Origin of the sequence: Mesorhizobium sp. M1D.F.Ca.ET.043.01.1.1, from assembly GCF_003952385.1 — a bacterium.
GTDB lineage: Bacteria > Pseudomonadota > Alphaproteobacteria > Rhizobiales > Rhizobiaceae > Mesorhizobium.
This window is the reverse complement of the sequence record NZ_CP034444.1, coordinates 5,741,408-5,758,875: the sequence shown is the minus strand read 5'-3', so window position 1 is coordinate 5,758,875 and position 17,468 is coordinate 5,741,408. Positions and strand designations below refer to the sequence as shown.

The window sequence follows — 17,468 nt, the reverse complement described above, 5'->3', positions numbered from 1 at the left end:
CATGACTGCCGCGCACCAGATCACCGCCGGCTTCATGCCGCTCTTCGACAGCGCCGTCCTGGTGGTGGCCAGCGAGATGGGCTTTGCCGCCCGCGAGGGCATCGAGCTCAAGCTGCATCGCGAGACCTCCTGGGCCAACATCCGCGACCGCATCGCCATCGGCCATTTCGATGTCGCCCATATGCTGGGACCGATGCCGCTCGCCTGCAGCCTCGGCCTCACGCCGCTTGCCTCGGAAACCATCGTGCCCTTCTCGCTCGGGCTCGGCGGCAACTGCGTCACCGTCTCCAACGCGGTGTGGCAAGGCATGGCGGCGCATGGCGCCGCGCCGGACCTCGACCCGGCGCGTGCCGGGGCAGCGCTCGGCGCGCTGATCCGCGAGCGGACGGCCGGCCGCCGCGAGCCGCTGCGCTTCGCCGTCGTGCATCCGCATTCCGGGCACAACTACGAGCTGCGCTATTGGCTCGCCGCCTGCGGCGTCGACCCCGATCGCGACATCGAGATCGTCATCGTGCCGCCGCCCTTCATGGCCGACGCGCTCGCCGCCGGGCGCATCGATGGCTATTGTGTCGGCGAGCCCTGGAACAGCGCTGCCGTCGCTGCCGGCACCGGCCACATCGTCACCGTCAAGGCGCTGCTCTGGCGCAACAGCCCCGAAAAGGTCATCGGCGTGCGCAAGGCGTGGGCCGAGGAGAACCCGGACGCGCTGGCGGCGCTACTGAGGGCGCTGCATCATGCCGCCCGCTGGTGCCAGGCTGCGCAGAACCGCGGCGAGCTGGCGGCGCTGATGGCGGACGCCCGCTTCCTCGGCCAGCCGACGAAAATCCAGATGCCGGTCCTTACCGGACATCTCGAGCTCGGCGGCGGCGTGGAGCGGACGGTCGAGGATTTCTTCGTGCCCTTCGACAAGGCCGCGAACTTTCCCTGGAAGAGCCATGCGCTCTGGTTCTACACGCAGATGGTGCGCTGGGGGCAGTTGGCGCACACGCCCGAGAACCTGGCCATCGCCCGCGACTGCTATCGGCCCGACCTCTACCGCTCGGCGCTGAAGCCGCTTGGGGTCGCCCTGCCCGGCGCCAATGCCAAGGTCGAAGGCGCGCTGAAGGTCGCGACCCCGGTCGGTTCGGCCGGTGCAAGCCTTGTCCTTGGACCCGATGGTTTCTTCGACGGCCAGACCTTCGATCCCGACCGGATAGATGCATACATCGCCGGCCAGCAACCGGCCTGATTATTTTCGCGCCAATCTTGTGCATTGCACAATAATTATGCGCGCGTTTGCGCCAATGAACATTCTTTGGCCTGCGCGCTTTGCGGGCGGACGCGCTGGGCATCACAGCATATAATTGATTTCATTGATGTTATTAGCAACGCCCGAAACTGGCACGGTTCCTGCTTCGTAACAAACAAGCTCTTCGCGAGCCACGGAAAAGGCGTCCAATGGCGGGCGCCACAGGCAAAGCTGCCGCTCAGGTCAACGCGCGATCCCGGATGGACGGACGCGCGCGGCCTGCCCGGTGGCTTTTTTGTTTTGACCGAACACGCAATCGACGGCGCTGATCCCAAGCAGCGCCTCAACGGGAGATGACGATGACGAAACGGATCGGAACTGGAACGGCACTCAAGGGCATGACGCGTCGCGATTTCCTCGCCAGGGGTGCGCTGACGGCGGGGCTGTTCGTGGCGGCTCGCAAGCTCCTCCCCTCGGGGGCCTATGCCGCCACGGCTGCACCCGAGGTGACTGGCGCCAAGCTCGGCTTCATCGCGCTGACCGACGCTGCGCCGCTGATGATTGCCAAGGAGACAGGTCTGTTCGCCAAATACGGCATGCCCGATGTCGAGGTGCTGAAGCAGGCCTCCTGGGGCGCGACGCGCGACAATCTGGTGCTCGGCGGCGAAGCCAACGGCATCGACGGCGCCCACATCCTGACGCCGATGCCCTATCTCATGCACACCGGCAAGGTGACGCAGAACAAGCAGCCGCTGCCGATGGCGATCGTTGCCCGGCTGAACTACGACTGCCAGGGCATTTCGGTGGCGCAGGAATATGCCGCCACCGGCGTCGGTCTCGACGCCTCCAAGCTCAAGGAGGTCTTCGCCGCCAAGAAGGCCGCCGGCAAGGAGGTCAAGGCCGCCATGACCTTTCCGGGCGGCACGCATGACCTCTGGATACGCTACTGGCTCGCCGCCGGCGGCATCGATCCCGACAAGGACGTCTCGACCATCGTCGTGCCGCCGCCGCAGATGGTGGCCAACATGAAGGTCGGCAACATGGACGTGTTCTGCGTCGGCGAGCCGTGGAACGAACAGCTCGTCCACCAGGGCATCGGCTTCACCGCCGCCACCACGGGCGAGTTGTGGAAGGGCCATCCGGAAAAGGCGCTCGGGCTGCGCGCCGCATTCATCGAGAAACACCCCAACGCCACCAAGGCGATCCTGATGGCGGTGATGGAAGCCCAGCAATGGTGCGATGCCATGGAAAACAAGGAGGAGATGGCCTCGATCATCGGCAAGCGGCAATGGATGAACGTGCCCGCCGCCGACATCATCGGCCGCCTCAAGGGCGACATCAACTACGGCAACGACCGCGTCGCCAAGGGAACCGACCTCTACATGAAGTTCTGGAAGGGTGGGGTTTCCTATCCCTTCAAGAGCCATGACAGCTGGTTCCTTGCCGAGAACATCCGTTGGGGCAAATTCGCTCCGACCACCGACGTCAAGGCGCTGGTCGACCAGGTCAACCGCGAGGACCTCTGGCGCGAGGCGGCGAAGGATCTGGGTGTCGCTGCAAGCGACATCCCGGCCTCCTCCTCGCGCGGCGTCGAGACCTTCTTCGACGGCAAGACCTTCGATCCGGCCAACCCGTCCGCCTATCTCGACAGCCTGAAGATCAAGGCATCGGCCTAAGCGCAAACGGCGCCAAAGCGCGACGGCGCCTTCGCGCCGTCGTCGCCAGCGCAACCCAGGCGCAAACGGCGCGATGCGCCGTTTGTCGCCAGGACCTGCCCACGGAGTTTTGCGAAGACATGTCCATCCAAACCATCGAGGACACCAAGGTGAAGGCATTTCCGGCAAAGCCCGGCAAGGTAATCGCCTTCACCGCCAAGGCAGGGCGCCGCATCGATGTGCCTGCCATCGCCGGCCGAATGGCGACGGCGCTCATCCCGCCGGCCGTCGTCATCGCCATCCTGCTCGTCGTCTGGCAGGTGGCCTGCTCGTCGCCCACCGCCAGCCTGCCGCCGCCGAGCCAGGTGTGGAACGAGGCCTATGACCTGATCGCGCATCCGTTCTTCGACAACGGCCCGCAGGATATCGGCCTTGCTTGGCGGGTGCTGATCTCGCTGCAGCGCGTCGCCATCGGCTTCGGCATGGCGGCGGTCGTCGGCGTGGCCCTGGGCGCGCTCGTCGGCCAGTCGGTCTGGGCGATGCGCGGCCTCGACCCGGTGTTCCAGATCCTACGCACGGTGCCGCCGCTCGCCTGGCTGCCGCTGTCGCTCGCCGCCTTCCGCGACTCCAATCCGTCGGCGCTGTTCGTGATCTTCATCACCTCGATATGGCCAGTGATCATCAACACCGCCGTCGGCGTGCGCAACATCCCCGAGGACTACCGCAACGTCGCCCGCATCTTGCGGCTCAACCAGTTGGAGTTCTTCTTCAAGATCATGGTGCCGGCCGCCGCGCCCTACATCTTCACCGGCTTGAGGATCGGCATCGGGCTCTCCTGGCTGGCCATCGTCGCCGCCGAGATGCTGACCGGTGGCGTCGGCATCGGCTTCTTCATCTGGGACGCGTGGAATTCCTCGCGGCTGCCCGACATCATCGTCGCGCTCGCCTATATCGGCGTCACCGGCTTCTGCCTTGACCGCCTGGTCGCGGCGGTCGGCGCCTTCGTCACCCGCGGCACCACGGCAAAGTGAGGAGAGCGCCATGACGGCCTATCTGAAGCTCGACCATATCGACAAATCCTTCACCCGCGGCGGCCAGGTCAGCGAGGTGCTGAAGGACATCAGGCTCACCATCGACAAGGGCGAATTCGTCTCCATCATCGGCCATTCCGGCTGCGGCAAGTCGACCTTGCTCAACCTGATCGCCGGCCTGACCAAGGTTTCCTCGGGCGCCGTGCTGCTCGAGGACAAGGAGGTCGACAGCCCCGGACCGGAGCGCGCCGTGGTGTTCCAGAACCACTCGCTGCTGCCCTGGCTCACCGTCTACGAGAACGTCAACCTTGCGGTGTCGAAAGTCTTCGGCCGCAGCAAGGGCAAGGCCGAGCGGCATCACTGGATCATGCGCAACCTCGACCTCGTGCAGATGGCGCATGCAAGGAACAAGCGCCCGGCAGAGATTTCCGGCGGCATGAAGCAGCGCGTCGGCATCGCGCGCGCGCTAGCCATGGAGCCGAAGATCCTGCTTCTCGACGAGCCGTTTGGCGCGCTCGACGCGCTCACTCGCGCCCACCTCCAGGACGCGGTGATGGACATTCATTCGCGGCTGGGCTCGACGATGATCATGATCACCCACGACGTCGACGAGGCGGTGCTGCTCTCCGACCGCATCGTGATGATGACCAACGGCCCGGCGGCAACCATCGGCGACGTGCTTTCGGTGCCGCTGGCGCGGCCGCGCCGGCGCATCGAGCTGGCGTCGGATCGCACTTTCCTGCGCTGCCGCGAGGCGGTGCTGAAATTCCTCTACGAACGCCACCACTTCGTCGAAGCCGCGGAGTAACGTCATGACCGAGAAACTCTTCATCATCGGCAATGGCATGGCCAGAAACGCGCCTGATTATTTGCGCGTCATTCTTGTGCATTGCACAAAATTTATGCGTCCTGCTCATCCCATTGATCAATGTTTGACCGCATCGCCGCTTGCCCCGGTCGGCGCGACGGGCGCATACCGCATTGATTTTACTTGAAAATCACCATCAGCGCAAAACTGGCACGCTTCGTGCTTTGAAATAGTCGAGCCCCTCGCAGGGCAACGGAACAGGCGTCCAATGGCGGGCGCCCCAGGCAAAGCTGCCGCTCAGGTCACCACGCGATCCCGGATGTACGGACGCGAAGGCCTGGACGGCAGCTTTTTTGTTTTTGACCGAAAACACAATCGCGGGCGCCGATCCCAGGCGGTGCCCAACCGGAGACTACGATGACGAAACGGATCGGAGCAACATCCCTCAAGGATTTCACCCGCCGCGATTTCCTGGCGAGCAGCGTGCTGACGGCGGTGCTGTTCACCGCGGCGCTCCTGCTGTTCCCGACCAGTACCAAGACCGAGGGTAAGCGCCCCGAAGCGACCCTGCAGATGCGCTGACCGACCGCGCCTCTCGATCAACACGACACGCGGTGCCTCCCACACCGCAACCGGAGCCAACCATGACCGCAAACATCCCAGCCGCCTTCAGCCAGGACAGTGCTCCTCGGCAGGCGCTTGTCATGTCCACCATCGCCTTCACCGTCTGCTTCGCGGCGTGGACGATCTTCTCCATCATCGGCGTGCGCATAAAGCAGGAGCTCGGCCTGAGCGAGACTGCGTTCGGCCTGCTGGTCGGCACGCCGATCCTCACCGGATCGCTGGTGCGCATTGTGCTCGGCGTCTGGACCGACCGCTACGGCGGACGCCTGGTCTACACCGTCACCATGCTCGCGGCAGCGGTCGCGACCTTCCTGCTCGCTTTCGCCCACACCTATCAGCAGATGCTGATCGCCGCCCTCGGCGTCGGGCTTGCCGGCGGCTCCTTCGCCGTCGGCGTCGCCTATGTCTCGCGCTTCTTCCCAGCCGGCAAGCAAGGGACGGCGCTCGGCATTTTCGGCGTCGGCAATGTCGGCGCCGCGGTCACCAAGTTCCTGGCGCCCTTCGTGCTCCTTTCCTGGGGCTGGCAGTCGGTCGCGCTGATCTGGGCGGCGGCACTTGTCGTCATGGCCGGCGTGTTCTGGTTCACAACCGGCGACGATCCGGTCATCCGCGAGCGCCGTGCCGGCAAGGCCGCACCCGCGAGAAGCTTCTGGCAGGAATTCGCGCCGCTGAAAAACCTGCAGGTCTGGCGCTTCGCCTTCTACTATTTCTTCTCCTTCGGCGCGTTCGTGGCGCTGTCGCTCTGGCTGCCGCGCTACCTGATCGGCGTCTATGGTTTCAACATCGCCACCGCCGGCATGATCGGCGCCGCCTATTCAATTCCTGCAAGCGTCTTCCGTGCCTATGGCGGCGTGCTTTCCGACCGCGTCGGCGCCCGCACCGTGCTCTACTCGACCTTCACCGTCTGTGCTGTCGCGACGCTCGTTCTGTCTCTCCCCTCGGCAGACTATGTCGTGCGCGGCATCAGCGGGCCGATCCCGTTCCATTTCGAGATCGGTCCGCTCGCCTTCATCGCCGTCGCCTTCGTGCTCGGCTTCTTCATGAGCCTCGGCAAGGCGGCCGTCTACAAGCACATCCCGGTCTACTATCCGCAGAACGTCGGCGCGGTCGGCGGCATGGTGGGCATGATCGGCGGTCTTGGCGGCTTCATCCTGCCGATCGCCTTCGGCGCGCTGAACGACCTTACCGGCGTCTGGTCGAGCTGCTTCATGCTGCTTTTCCTGATCGTCGTCTCGTGCCTGCTTTGGATGCACCTCTCCATCCGTCGGATGGAGCGGGCGGCCGAGGTCGAGACCGCGTCCCTCTCCTATGCCGCCGAATAGATCGGAGCAGACAGACATGACCGAAAAACTCGTCATCATCGGCAACGGCATGGCTCCCGGCAGGATGCTGGAGCATCTGCTGGAAGCAGCGCATGACCGCTACGCCGTCACCATCTTCAACGCAGAGCCGCGCGTGAACTACGACCGCATCATGCTCTCGCCAGTGCTTTCGGGCGAGAAGGATTTTGAGGAAATCGTCATCCATGGCGACGGCTGGTACATCAAGCATGGCATCACCCTCTACAAGGGCCACCGGATCGTCGCCATAGACCGGGAGGCGAAGACCGTCACATCGGACCACGGCGTGACCGAGAGCTACGACAGGCTCGTCATCGCAACCGGCTCGGTGCCCTTCATCATTCCGGTGCCGGGCAAGGATCTGCCCGGCGTGCTCACCTACCGCGACCTCGACGACGTCAACGCCATGCTGCTTGCCGCGCAGTCGCGCGCCAAGGCGATCGTCATCGGCGGCGGCCTGCTCGGGCTCGAAGCCGCGGCGGGGCTGAAGGAGCGCGGCATGGACGTCACCGTGCTCCATGTCATGCCGACGCTAATGGAGCGCCAGCTCGACCCGGCCGCCGGCTACCTGCTGCAGAAAGCCGTCGAGGCGCGCGGCATCAAGGTCATGACCAAGGCCAACACCAAGGCCATTGTCGGCAACGGCAAGGTCGAGGGCGTCGAGCTTATGGACGGCACGGTCATCCCGGCGACGCTGGTCGTGATGGCGGTCGGCATTCGCCCCAGCACCGCGCTGGCCAAGGAGGCCGGGCTCGAGGTCAATCGCGGCATCGTCGTCGACGACCGCATGCGCACTTCCGATCCGGCGATCATGGCGCTCGGCGAATGCGCCGAGGTCGGCGGCCACGTCTACGGGCTGGTCGCCCCGCTCTATGAGATGGCGCGGGTCGCGGCAGCCGGGCTCTCGGACGGCGAAGACAAGCGCTTCATCCACTCCGACACGCCGACCAAGCTCAAGGTTACCGGCATCGACCTCTATTCGCTCGGCGACTTCGCCGACGGCGACGATCGCGAGGAGATCATCCTGCGCGATGCATCCGCCGGCATCTACAAACGCGTCGTGCTGCAGGACAACCGCATCATCGGCACGGTGTTGTTCGGCGAGACGGCCGACGGCGCCTGGTTCAACGATCTCAAGAAGAAGGCGACCGACATCTCGGAGATGCGCGACACGCTGATCTTCGGCCAGGCGTTCCAAGGAGGCGTTTCCTCGGACCCTTTGGCGGCCGTTGCGGCACTGGCGGATGATGCGGAAATCTGCGGCTGCAACGGCGTCTGCAAGGGCAAGATCACCGGCGCGATCACGACCAAGGGGCTGACCGGCCTCGACGACGTGCGCGCCCACACCAAGGCCTCGGCCTCGTGCGGATCGTGCACGGGTCTGGTCGAACAGCTCCTGAAGCTCACGCTCGGCGAGGCCTACAATCCGGCGGCGGTGCAGCCGATGTGCGGCTGCACGAGCCTCGGCCACGACGATGTTCGCCGCCTGATCAAGGCAAAAGGCCTGAAGACGATACCCGCCGTCATGCAGGAGCTCGAATGGAAGACCTCCTGCGGCTGCGCCAAGTGCCGGCCGGCGCTGAATTATTATCTGGTCTGCGACTGGCCGGACCAATATGCCGACGACTACCAGTCGCGCTTCATCAACGAGCGCGCGCATGCGAACATCCAGAAGGACGGCACCTATTCGGTCGTGCCGCGCATGTGGGGCGGTGTCACCAGCGCCAACGAGTTGCGCGCCATCGCCGACGTGGTCGACAAGTTCCGCATCCCGACCGTGAAGGTGACCGGCGGCCAGCGCATCGACATGCTGGGCATCCGCAAGGAGGATCTGCCGGCGGTATGGGCCGATCTCGGCAAGGCCGGCTTCGTCTCCGGCCATGCCTATGCCAAGGGCCTGCGCACGGTGAAGACCTGTGTCGGCTCCGACTGGTGCCGGTTCGGCACGCAGGATTCGACCGGGCTCGGCATCCGCATCGAGAAGTTCATGTGGGGATCCTGGACGCCGGCCAAGGTGAAGATGGCGGTGTCGGGATGCCCGCGCAATTGCGCGGAGGCGACCTGCAAGGATGTCGGCGTGGTCTGCGTCGACTCTGGCTACGAGATCCACTTCGCCGGCGCTGCGGGCCTCGACATCAAGGGCACCGAAGTGCTGGGCCTCGTGAAGACCGAGGACGAGGCGCTGGAGGTGATCGTGGCGCTCGTCCAGCTGTATCGCGAGCAGGCCCGCTATCTGGAGCGCATCTACAAATGGGCCAAGCGCATCGGCACCGCCGAGATCAAACGGCAGATCCTCGACGACGCCGAGCGGCGCGGGGCGCTCTTCGACCGCTTCGTCTTTTCGCAGAAATTCGCGCAGGTCGATCCGTGGTCCGAACGCGTCTCGGGCAAGGACAAGCATGAGTTCCGGCCGATGGCGTCGGTGGGTTTTGCGGAGGCGGCCGAGTGAGCCGACAGGAACGAGACAACATGAACTGGATCGCCATCGGCTCCATCACCGACATTCCTCTGCGCGGCGCGCGTTGTGTTGCGACACCGCAGGGCAAGATCGCCGTCTTCCGCACCGCCGACGACCGGGTCTTCGCCATTGACGACCACTGCCCGCACAAGGGCGGCCCGCTGAGCCAGGGCATCGTTCATGGCGCGGCGGTGACCTGCCCGCTGCACAATTGGGTGATCTCGCTTGAGACCGGCAAGGCGCTCGGCGCCGACGAAGGCTCGGTGCGGACGATCCCGGTCAGGGTCGAGGGCGAACGGCTCTTCATTGCGCTCGAAGCGCTGGCCTCGAAAGCGGCCTGAGGCATGGAAGAAGCACGCGAGGTGAGGACCACCTGCCCCTATTGCGGGGTGGGCTGCGGCGTGCTGGCCGAGGTCGCCGCGGACGGCAAGACGACCGTCCGCGGCGATCCCGAGCACCCGGCCAATTTGGGCCGGCTCTGCTCGAAGGGTTCAGCCCTTGCCGAGACGCTCGGCCTCGAAGGCCGTCTGCTCCAGCCGGAAATCCAAGGCAGGCAGACGAGTTGGGACGAAGCGCTCGACCTGGTGGCCTCGAAATTCTCGCAGACGATTGCCGAGCATGGGCCCGACTCGGTCGCCTTCTATGTCTCCGGCCAGTTGCTCACCGAGGATTATTACGTCGCCAACAAGCTGATGAAGGGCTTCATCGGCTCGGCCAACATCGATACCAATTCGCGGCTCTGCATGGCCTCGTCCGTCGCTGGCCACCGCCGCGCCTTCGGCGAGGACATCGTTCCCGGCGTCTACGAGGATTTCGAACGCGCCGACCTTGTCGTGCTCACCGGCTCCAACACCGCATGGTGCCATCCGGTGCTCTACCAGCGCATGCTTGCGGCGCGCAGCGAGCGCGGCACCAGGATCGTCGTCATCGATCCGCGCCGCACCGCCACCGCCGACGAATGCGACCTGCATCTGGCGCTCGATCCCGGCACGGACGTGCTTTTGTTCAACGGCCTGCTCGCGCATCTCGTCCAGGCTGGAAAGATCGATGCCGATTTCATCCGCGATTCTACCTCCGGCTTCGACGCCGCGGCCGCGCTGGCCGGCGCCGATGCGTCGTCGATCGCGCGTGTCGCGAAGGGCTGCGGCCTGGCCGCAGCGGATGTCCAGGCCTTCTACGATCTCTTCGCCGAGACCGAGCGTGCCGTCACCGTCTACAGCCAGGGCGTCAACCAGTCGGCGCATGGAACCGATAAGGTCAACGCCATCATCAACTGCCATCTCGCCACCGGCCGCATCGGCAAACCCGGCATGGGGCCGTTCTCGGTCACCGGGCAGCCGAACGCGATGGGCGGCCGCGAGGTGGGCGGCCTGGCCAACCAGCTTGCGGCGCATATGGACTTCGCCGATCCGTCCGCTATCGACCGCGTCTCCCGCTTCTGGAACGCGCCCGACATCGCGCGGCGCGGCGGCCTGAAGGCCGTTGACATGTTCCAGGCGGTCGCCGACGGCCGCATCAAGGCGCTGTGGGTCATGGGCACAAACCCGGCCGTCAGCATGCCGGACGCGTCGCGCGTGCGCGCCGCCTTGTCCAAATGCGATTTCGTCGCCGTCTCGGACGTGACCCGCACCGACACTACGCGCTATGCCGACGTGCTGCTGCCGGCGGCCGGCTGGGGCGAGAAGGACGGCACGGTCACCAATTCGGAACGGCGCGTCTCGCGCCAGCGGCCGTTCGTGCCGCCGCCGGGCGAAGCGATGGCCGACTGGCGCATCATCTGCGAGGTCGCAGCACACATGGGCTTTGGCGATGCGTTCGCCTACCAGACGCCTGCCGAGATCTTCCGCGAGCATGCCGCGCTCTCCACTTTCGAGAACGATGGCCAGCGCCTGTTCGACCTGGGCGGCCTCGCCGATCTCAGCGACACGGCCTACGTCGCCTTCGCGCCGCGTCACTGGCCTGCGCCGGATCGCGACGAGCGCCAGACAAGGCTGTTTGCCGACGGCCGTTTCCCGACACCCGACGGCCGCGCGCGTTTCGTGCCGGTGCGGCAGGAGGCAACGGCCTTCACGGTAGATGCGGACTATCCGCTTGCTCTCAACACCGGCCGGCTGCGCGACCAGTGGCACACCATGACGCGCACCGGTAACGTGCCGCGCCTGATGGCGAACGCGCCGGAGCCCGCGGTCGACCTCAATCCGGCGGACGCGGCTGCACACCAGCTGAAGGATGGCGACCTCGCCCATCTGTCGACACGTTTCGGTTTCGTCCGCGCCAGAGTGCGCGTGTCGGAAGCGCAGCGGCGCGGCCAGGCCTTCATGCCGATGCATTGGAGCGGCCAGTTCGCGGCCAGGGCCGCGGCCGGCCTTCTGTCCTCGCCGGTCACCGATCCGCATTCCGGCCAGCCGGAGCTCAAGCATGTTCCGGCGAGGATCGTGCGCGAGAACACCGGATGGGCGGGCGTGCTCATCACGCAGCGCGATCTGAGGCCGACGGGTTTCGTCCACTGGAGCCGCTACGCGGTCGAGGGCGGCTGGGTCTATGAGCTCACCGGAACCGAGCCGCCGGACCAGGGCATTCTTCTGGCGCGCAAGCTGCTCGGCGTGCGTCAGCAGGATCAGCTTCTGGAGTACACGGATCGCCACGGCCTCGCCTATCGCGCCGCCGCCGTCGAGGAGGGTGGCGCCATGGCCGAGGCCCTGCTGGTTGCAGCTCCAGACCAGTTGCCGGCGCGGGATTGGCTGGTGTCGTTGCTGGCTACGCGCCAGCCGCTATCGACCGCCGATCGTCACGCGCTCCTGTCGGGCCGCTCGCCTGTGCCCATGCCCGCCATCGGCCGGATCGTGTGCTCGTGCTTTCATGTCGGTGTCAACCAGCTCGCATCGGCAGTTGCCGCCGGATGCGACAGTCTGGAGGCGATCGGCTCGACGCTGCGCGCCGGCACCAACTGCGGCTCGTGCCGTTCCGAGATCAGGGCAATCATCGAAGCCCGGCAGGTTCAGGCGGCCGAGTGAGCCGCCGCGGGTTCGACGCCGCCCAGATCGGCGACGGCAAGCTTGTGTAAGGTTCCCCACCCGCAAGTCAGTTCGGAACTACCGACCTGACCTTGCTGGGCGGCAGGCCGAACGTCTCGCGAAAGCCCTGGAGAAATGCGAGGCGTTCTCGAAGCCGACCTCGATGGCAATCTCGACCATCGGAACGCTGGTCTCGAGCAGCAGCTGCTTCGCCCGCTCGAGACGCACTCTCTTGTACACGAGCGCCGGAGAGCTCTTCGTCTTCTCCATGAACAGACGCTCCAGCTGCCTTCGCGACAGCCCGACCGATGCCGCCAGTTCGGGAATCGAGATGGTGTTCTCGATATGGGTCTCCATCATGATGAGCGCCGCCTGGAGCCGCGGATCGTCGCATTCGATGGCAAGTGGCCTGCGCGGCTGGATGTGCAAAGCCGAGCGTGCCTTGTCGATCTGCAGCACTTCGAGCGCGTTTCGCTCCGCACGTTCGCTGATGTGGCGCCTGACGATCGAGGCAGCCATGTCCGCCGCGCTGCTGCCGCCGGCGCAGGATCCCCGCGTCCGATCGAGGTTGAAGATTCGGTCGGCCCTGACTTCGTGGCCCGGGAAACGCTGACGGAACGCCTGATAGTGCAGCCAGCTGACGCAGGTCCGGTGGTGCTTCATCAGGCCGGCATCCGCCAGGATGAAAGTGCCCGTGCAAACCCCTATCAGCGGAACCTTGGCTGCCGCGGCTCACTTGAGGTAACGGACGGTTTCGTCGTCGACCGGGAACTCATTGTTCAACAGGCCGCCGACCACGACGATGTAGTCGAACAGCCCGGGATCCACGAAATCCGATGTCGGGGCGACCTGCACGCCGCAGCTGGCGGTGATCAGATGCCTGGTGCTCGCCAGAACCTGCCAGTCGGCAAAGACCCTGCCGGACCTGTCTGCCTCGTCGCTGGCCAGGCGCAGCGTGTCGACAAACAATGCAAACGCCGAAAGCGTGAAGGAGCGGGAAAGAATGAAGCCGATCTTCAGCCGGCTGGTCTCCGCGACAGCTTTTTTCATGCCTGCCTCACGCTCTGTTGCCGGACAATGTGCGCTCGGAAGCGTTTCTTCCCAACCAGCGCCGACCTCGTCGTCAACGCGCTTTTCGCGCATAGCAGGATGCCAGCCGCCGTCGCCCCGGGATAGTCCATGAACGACTTGGCCGTCTCGGAAGGAGACGCTCCGTAGAGGCCGAACCGTCGCGCCGGCCGGAAGTCAGCGCCGGCTGGCGCAAAGCGTGGCGGTCCTGGCGATGCGGTGATCGATCGGTTCAGCCCTGTGGCCGGACCTGCGGCAGCGCGGCGTCGAGCGACCGCTCGAACGCGTCGACCACAGCGTCGACCTGGGCCTCGGTGATGATCAGCGGCGGACAGAAGGCGATGGCGTCGCCCATGTTGCGCGAGATGACGCCGTTTTGCTGCAACAAGCCGTTGACCAGCGCACCGACAGCGGCGGGCTTGCCCCATGGTGCCTTGGAAGCCTTGTCGGCGACCAGCTCGACGGCGGCGATCAGGCCGACGCCGCGCACCTCGCCCACCAGCGGATGGGAATCCAGCTTGCGCAGCCGCGCCTGCAGATGCGCGCCGACCTTGCGCGCATTGCCGACGAGGTCGCGCTCCTCGATCAGCTTGATGTTCTCCAGCGCGACAGCCGCGGCGACCGGATGGCCGCCGCCGGTGAAGCCGTGGCCGAAGGTGCCGATGCGGTCGCTCTCGTCGGCGATCGGCTCGAACACCTTGTCGTTGATGATGAGCGCCGAGATCGGCAGGTAGGACGACGAGATCTGCTTGGACAGCACCATGATGTCGGGCTTGATGGCGAAGGTCTGCGAGCCGAACATCTCGCCGGTCCGGCCGAAGCCGCAGATCACCTCGTCGGCCACCAAAAGTATGTCGTATTTCGACAGCACCGCCTGGATTTTTTGCCAATAGCCGGCCGGCGGAACGACGACGCCGCCGGCGCCCATGATCGGCTCGCCGATAAAGGCGGCAATGGTTTCCGGCCCCTCGGCGAGGATCAGTTTTTCCAGGTCGTCGGCGAGCCGGCTAGAGAACTGCTCCTCGCTTTCGCCGGGCTCGGCGTCGCGCCAATAGTGCGGCGTCGAGGTGTGCAGGATATTGGCGATCGGCAGGTCGAAGGAGAGATGATTGTTCGGCAGGCCGGTCAGGCTCGCCGCGGCAATGGTGACGCCATGGTAGCCGCGCTTGCGGCTGATGATCTTCTTGCGGCCCGGCTGGCCGAGCGCATTCGACCGGTACCAGATCATCTTGATCGCCGTGTCGTTGGCTTCGGAACCGGAATTGGTGAAATAGGCCTTGCTCATTGGCACCGGCGCCATCTGCACCAGCTTTTCGGCGAGGTCGATCAGCGGCGAATGCGCCTTCGAGCCGAAATCGTGATAGAAGGGCAGCTTCGACATCTGTCTTGTGGCCGCCTCGACCAACCGCTTTTCCGAGAAGCCGACGGCGACGCTCCACAGGCCAGCCATTGCCTCGATGTAGCGGTTGCCGGCAATGTCCTCGACATAGACGCCGTCGCCCCTCTCGATGACCAGAGGGCCCGTCTCCTGATGCTTGCGGGCATTGGTATAGGCATGCAGATGGTAGCGGATATCGCGGGCTTCAGGGGAATTCGGTCTGGCGTCCATGATGGCTCCTGTCTGCGGCCGTCCAGGCGGAAATAGGATCCGTTTTCCTGTTGCGAACATCCGGAAAATCCGCCTCGCGTGTGCTGCTTGATGCATCACGGCGGGATGCGGCTGCAAGAGCCGCTGTGTCACAATCGATAGCGCCATGAGATTTCCAAGGCGGACGGAGACGGTGTAAGTCCTCGCGGACTGTGGAGCACGGCATGCGCAACCGAAGAGACGCAATATGGAACAGGTCGACTGCATAGTCGCCGGGGCCGGCGTCATAGGCCTTGCGGTCGCGCGGAGCCTGGCGGCGCGAGGCCTCGATACGCTGATCCTCGAAGCGGCGGACGCCATCGGCACCGAGACGAGCTCGCGCAATTCGGAAGTCATCCACGCCGGCATCTACTACCTTGAAGGCTCGCTGAAGGCACGGCTCTGCGTGGCCGGACGCGATATGCTCTATCGCTATGCGACGGAGCGCTCGATCCCGCACCGGCGCTCGGGCAAGCTGATCGTTGCGACCGACGAGGCGCAAGAGCCGGTGCTGGCCACGATCCACGCCAATGCGATCGCCTGCAGCGTCGGCGACCTGCGTTTCCTTTCCGCCTTCGAAGCGCAGGCACTGGAGCCGGCCCTTCATTGCACGAGGGCGCTGCTCTCGCCGTCAACCGGCATCATCGACAGCCACGCGCTGATGCTCGCCTTGCTCGGCGACGCCGAGGACAGCGGCGCAATGCTGTCGCTCAACACGCGCATCGTTTCGGGCCGCATCGAAGCCCACCGCATCGTGCTCCAGACGGTGAACACGGCGAGCGGCGAAAATTTCGAGATCGCCACGTCGCGTCTGGTCAACGCGGCCGGCCTCGGCGCCGTTGCGCTGGCCGGCTCGCTCGAAGGCATCGACCGGCAACTGTTGCCCACGCTTCGCTACGCCAAAGGCAATTACTTCTCGGTGGCTGGCCGCGCCCCGTTCTCGCGGCTTGTCTATCCGGTGCCCGAACCTGGCGGGCTTGGTGTCCATCTGACCCTCGATCTCGGCGGTGCCGCTCGCTTCGGCCCTGACGTCGAATGGACCGATGTTCTCGACTACCGCGTCGATCCGGCGCGCGGCGAGCGCTTCCACGCTGCCATCCGCAAATACTGGCCGGAGCTGGCCGATGGCAGCCTGCAGCCGGCCTACAGCGGCATCCGGCCGAAACTTTCCGGTCCGGGCGAAGCCAGCAGCGATTTCGTCATTCAGGATGCCGCGGCCCACGGTATCCAGGGCCTGGTCAATCTGTTCGGCATCGAGAGCCCCGGCCTGACGTCCAGCCTGGCTGTCGCCGAACACGTGGCGCGCATCCTTGCGCCTGAAGCGCATCGCGATCTTTCGGATTCACTCCTTGCGCTCTAAATCTCTGATTTTGCGCATATCCTTGTCCCGAACCGGTTCCCAATCGCCCAAATGTGCTCAGCGATGTATGGCGCGCCGGCAAGATGGTGCGGCCGAAGCGTCAGGGCCCGATTCTTACGAGCGCAAGTTTTCTGGCCCTCGCTTGCCGCGTGCGGTCTTCCGCGGAGCAGCCTGCGTCAGCTCGAAATGTAGGACCGATCAAATCCGGCTGTTTTGATAAGCCCAGCATGGTCGTGCAGCTCGACGACGCCATTGCGGAAAGAGGCCAGGGAGGTCTCTCGCAACGTTTTCAGCACGCGACTCACATGCACAGCCGAGAGCCCCAATGCGTCCCCCAGTTCAGCCTGGGTCAGGGGGCATTCAAAGCGATCCGGAAAACTCGTTGCCGATCGCTGCGCGCGGCAGGCCAGTTCGAGAAGCAAATGCGCCGTGCGCTCAACGGCGCCCCTTCTGCTGACGCTAGCGAGATGTTCCGCAACCCTTGAATATCGAAGCGTCTGAGCCCGCAGGATGGCTTCGCAGATGGACTGCGGATAGCGCAAAAAACATGTATGGACGGGACCAGCCAACTCAATCGCGGTAACGTCTGACAGGGCCGTTACCGTCTCGCCTGCTTCTCCGGCGAACTCGATCAAGGCAATTTCGTGAGGAAGCGCAAAATCGACGATGAGACGCGAGCCATTCGGCAATGTCTTGGCGAATGCAGCCCAGCCGGCGATCACAATCAGGATGAAGGGTTTGGCCTGATATTCGCCTGCGATGGTCGTGTTGGCCGGATAGGTGCGGCGCACGGCTCCCGGCAGTACAGAAATCCCCCTTTCCCAACTTGCGTCAGCAAGCGTAGGTCCCCTTGCCAATCCAAGAGCCTGCTTTGATAAGCTCATCTCTCCTGAATAACCCCCAGACCGCGTTTGCCCCCCGGGTCAACCTGAAGCTGCAAACTATCGACTAGGCAAAAAGTTCCATCTATCTGTTCATCTGAACAGTGCCGCAGTCTACCACCTTTGGACTAGGCTGTACCACCCTTGACGGACTGGAACGCACCCCAGGCCCCAGAGATTGCCTTCAGGGCCACGATGGCTCCAGAACATATCGTCGTGCGACGCCGACGCGGACAACACGTCGCGCGCACCGGCATGCCATCGATGCGCAAGCACTGGCTGTATCGATCTTGCACGTGCGGCGCCATCTCGTCGAAGCAACCACGGTGCGGATGCGACAGTGCGGGCGCAATGAAAAGTCGAACCGGGCTGCT

General features: G+C 64.9%; 13 protein-coding genes and 1 pseudogene. 11 read left to right on the top strand and 3 right to left on the bottom strand.

Annotation, left to right across the window (positions count from 1 at the left end; translation table 11 throughout):
• The first annotated feature begins 1 nt into the window (after position 1).
• The 10 genes from EJ067_RS27630 to EJ067_RS27590 all read left to right on the top strand — a co-directional run bounded on the left by EJ067_RS27630 (position 2) and on the right by EJ067_RS27590 (position 12,158).
• The gene (locus tag EJ067_RS27630; RefSeq protein ID WP_189510815.1) at positions 2–1,228 is read left to right on the top strand and encodes a CmpA/NrtA family ABC transporter substrate-binding protein; all 1,227 of its coding nucleotides are present in this window, start codon (positions 2–4) and stop codon (positions 1,226–1,228) included.
• Positions 1,229–1,587: 359 nt separating this feature from the next.
• Positions 1,588–2,904 (top strand): CmpA/NrtA family ABC transporter substrate-binding protein, encoded by a 1,317-nt coding sequence (locus tag EJ067_RS27625; RefSeq protein WP_126088315.1) that lies wholly within the window; start codon positions 1,588–1,590, stop codon positions 2,902–2,904.
• A 119-nt stretch (positions 2,905–3,023) separates the two neighbouring features.
• The gene (gene ntrB / locus EJ067_RS27620) at positions 3,024–3,914 is read left to right on the top strand and encodes a nitrate ABC transporter permease (RefSeq protein ID WP_126088314.1); all 891 of its coding nucleotides are present in this window, start codon (positions 3,024–3,026) and stop codon (positions 3,912–3,914) included.
• A gap of 10 nt (positions 3,915–3,924) precedes the next feature.
• Positions 3,925–4,722, top strand: coding sequence for an ABC transporter ATP-binding protein (locus tag EJ067_RS27615; protein ID WP_126088313.1), 798 nt, complete (start codon positions 3,925–3,927; stop codon positions 4,720–4,722).
• 4 nt (positions 4,723–4,726) lie between these two features.
• Positions 4,727–4,909, top strand: a complete 183-nt coding sequence (locus EJ067_RS27610; RefSeq protein ID WP_126088312.1) for a hypothetical protein — start codon at positions 4,727–4,729, stop codon at positions 4,907–4,909.
• Positions 4,910–5,139: 230 nt separating this feature from the next.
• Positions 5,140–5,304: a hypothetical protein gene (locus EJ067_RS34750; protein WP_168247502.1), complete on the top strand. Its 165-nt coding sequence runs from the start codon at positions 5,140–5,142 to the stop codon at positions 5,302–5,304.
• Positions 5,305–5,366: 62 nt separating this feature from the next.
• Entirely contained in the window at positions 5,367–6,668 is a 1,302-nt protein-coding gene (locus tag EJ067_RS27605; RefSeq protein WP_126088311.1) for a nitrate/nitrite transporter, read from the top strand.
• 16 nt (positions 6,669–6,684) lie between these two features.
• A complete protein-coding gene (gene nirB, locus EJ067_RS27600; protein ID WP_126088310.1) occupies positions 6,685–9,135 on the top strand; it encodes a nitrite reductase large subunit NirB in 2,451 nt (816 codons plus the stop codon).
• 20 nt (positions 9,136–9,155) lie between these two features.
• Entirely contained in the window at positions 9,156–9,485 is a 330-nt protein-coding gene (nirD, locus tag EJ067_RS27595) for a nitrite reductase small subunit NirD (protein WP_126089774.1), read from the top strand.
• A 3-nt stretch (positions 9,486–9,488) separates the two neighbouring features.
• Positions 9,489–12,158: a nitrate reductase gene (locus EJ067_RS27590; RefSeq protein ID WP_126088309.1), complete on the top strand. Its 2,670-nt coding sequence runs from the start codon at positions 9,489–9,491 to the stop codon at positions 12,156–12,158.
• Positions 12,159–12,236: 78 nt separating this feature from the next.
• Here the strand turns inward: EJ067_RS27590 and EJ067_RS27585 are convergent.
• Both EJ067_RS27585 and EJ067_RS27580 read right to left on the bottom strand, forming a co-directional pair.
• Positions 12,237–13,208 (bottom strand): annotated as a pseudogene (locus EJ067_RS27585) (GlxA family transcriptional regulator).
• A 250-nt stretch (positions 13,209–13,458) separates the two neighbouring features.
• Positions 13,459–14,835 carry an aspartate aminotransferase family protein gene (locus tag EJ067_RS27580; protein WP_126088308.1) on the bottom strand — a complete coding sequence of 459 codons (1,377 nt, stop codon included), beginning with the start codon at positions 14,833–14,835 and terminating at the stop codon, positions 13,459–13,461.
• Between the two features lie 226 nt (positions 14,836–15,061).
• Between EJ067_RS27580 and EJ067_RS27575 the strand changes: the two genes are divergently transcribed.
• Positions 15,062–16,213 carry an NAD(P)/FAD-dependent oxidoreductase gene (locus EJ067_RS27575; protein WP_126088307.1) on the top strand — a complete coding sequence of 384 codons (1,152 nt, stop codon included), beginning with the start codon at positions 15,062–15,064 and terminating at the stop codon, positions 16,211–16,213.
• Between the two features lie 176 nt (positions 16,214–16,389).
• On the opposite strand, the gene EJ067_RS27570 is transcribed toward EJ067_RS27575, so the two are convergent.
• Complete coding sequence (locus EJ067_RS27570; RefSeq protein ID WP_189510146.1) at positions 16,390–17,004, bottom strand: Crp/Fnr family transcriptional regulator; 615 nt, start codon at positions 17,002–17,004, stop codon at positions 16,390–16,392.
• Positions 17,005–17,468: the final 464 nt, after the last annotated feature.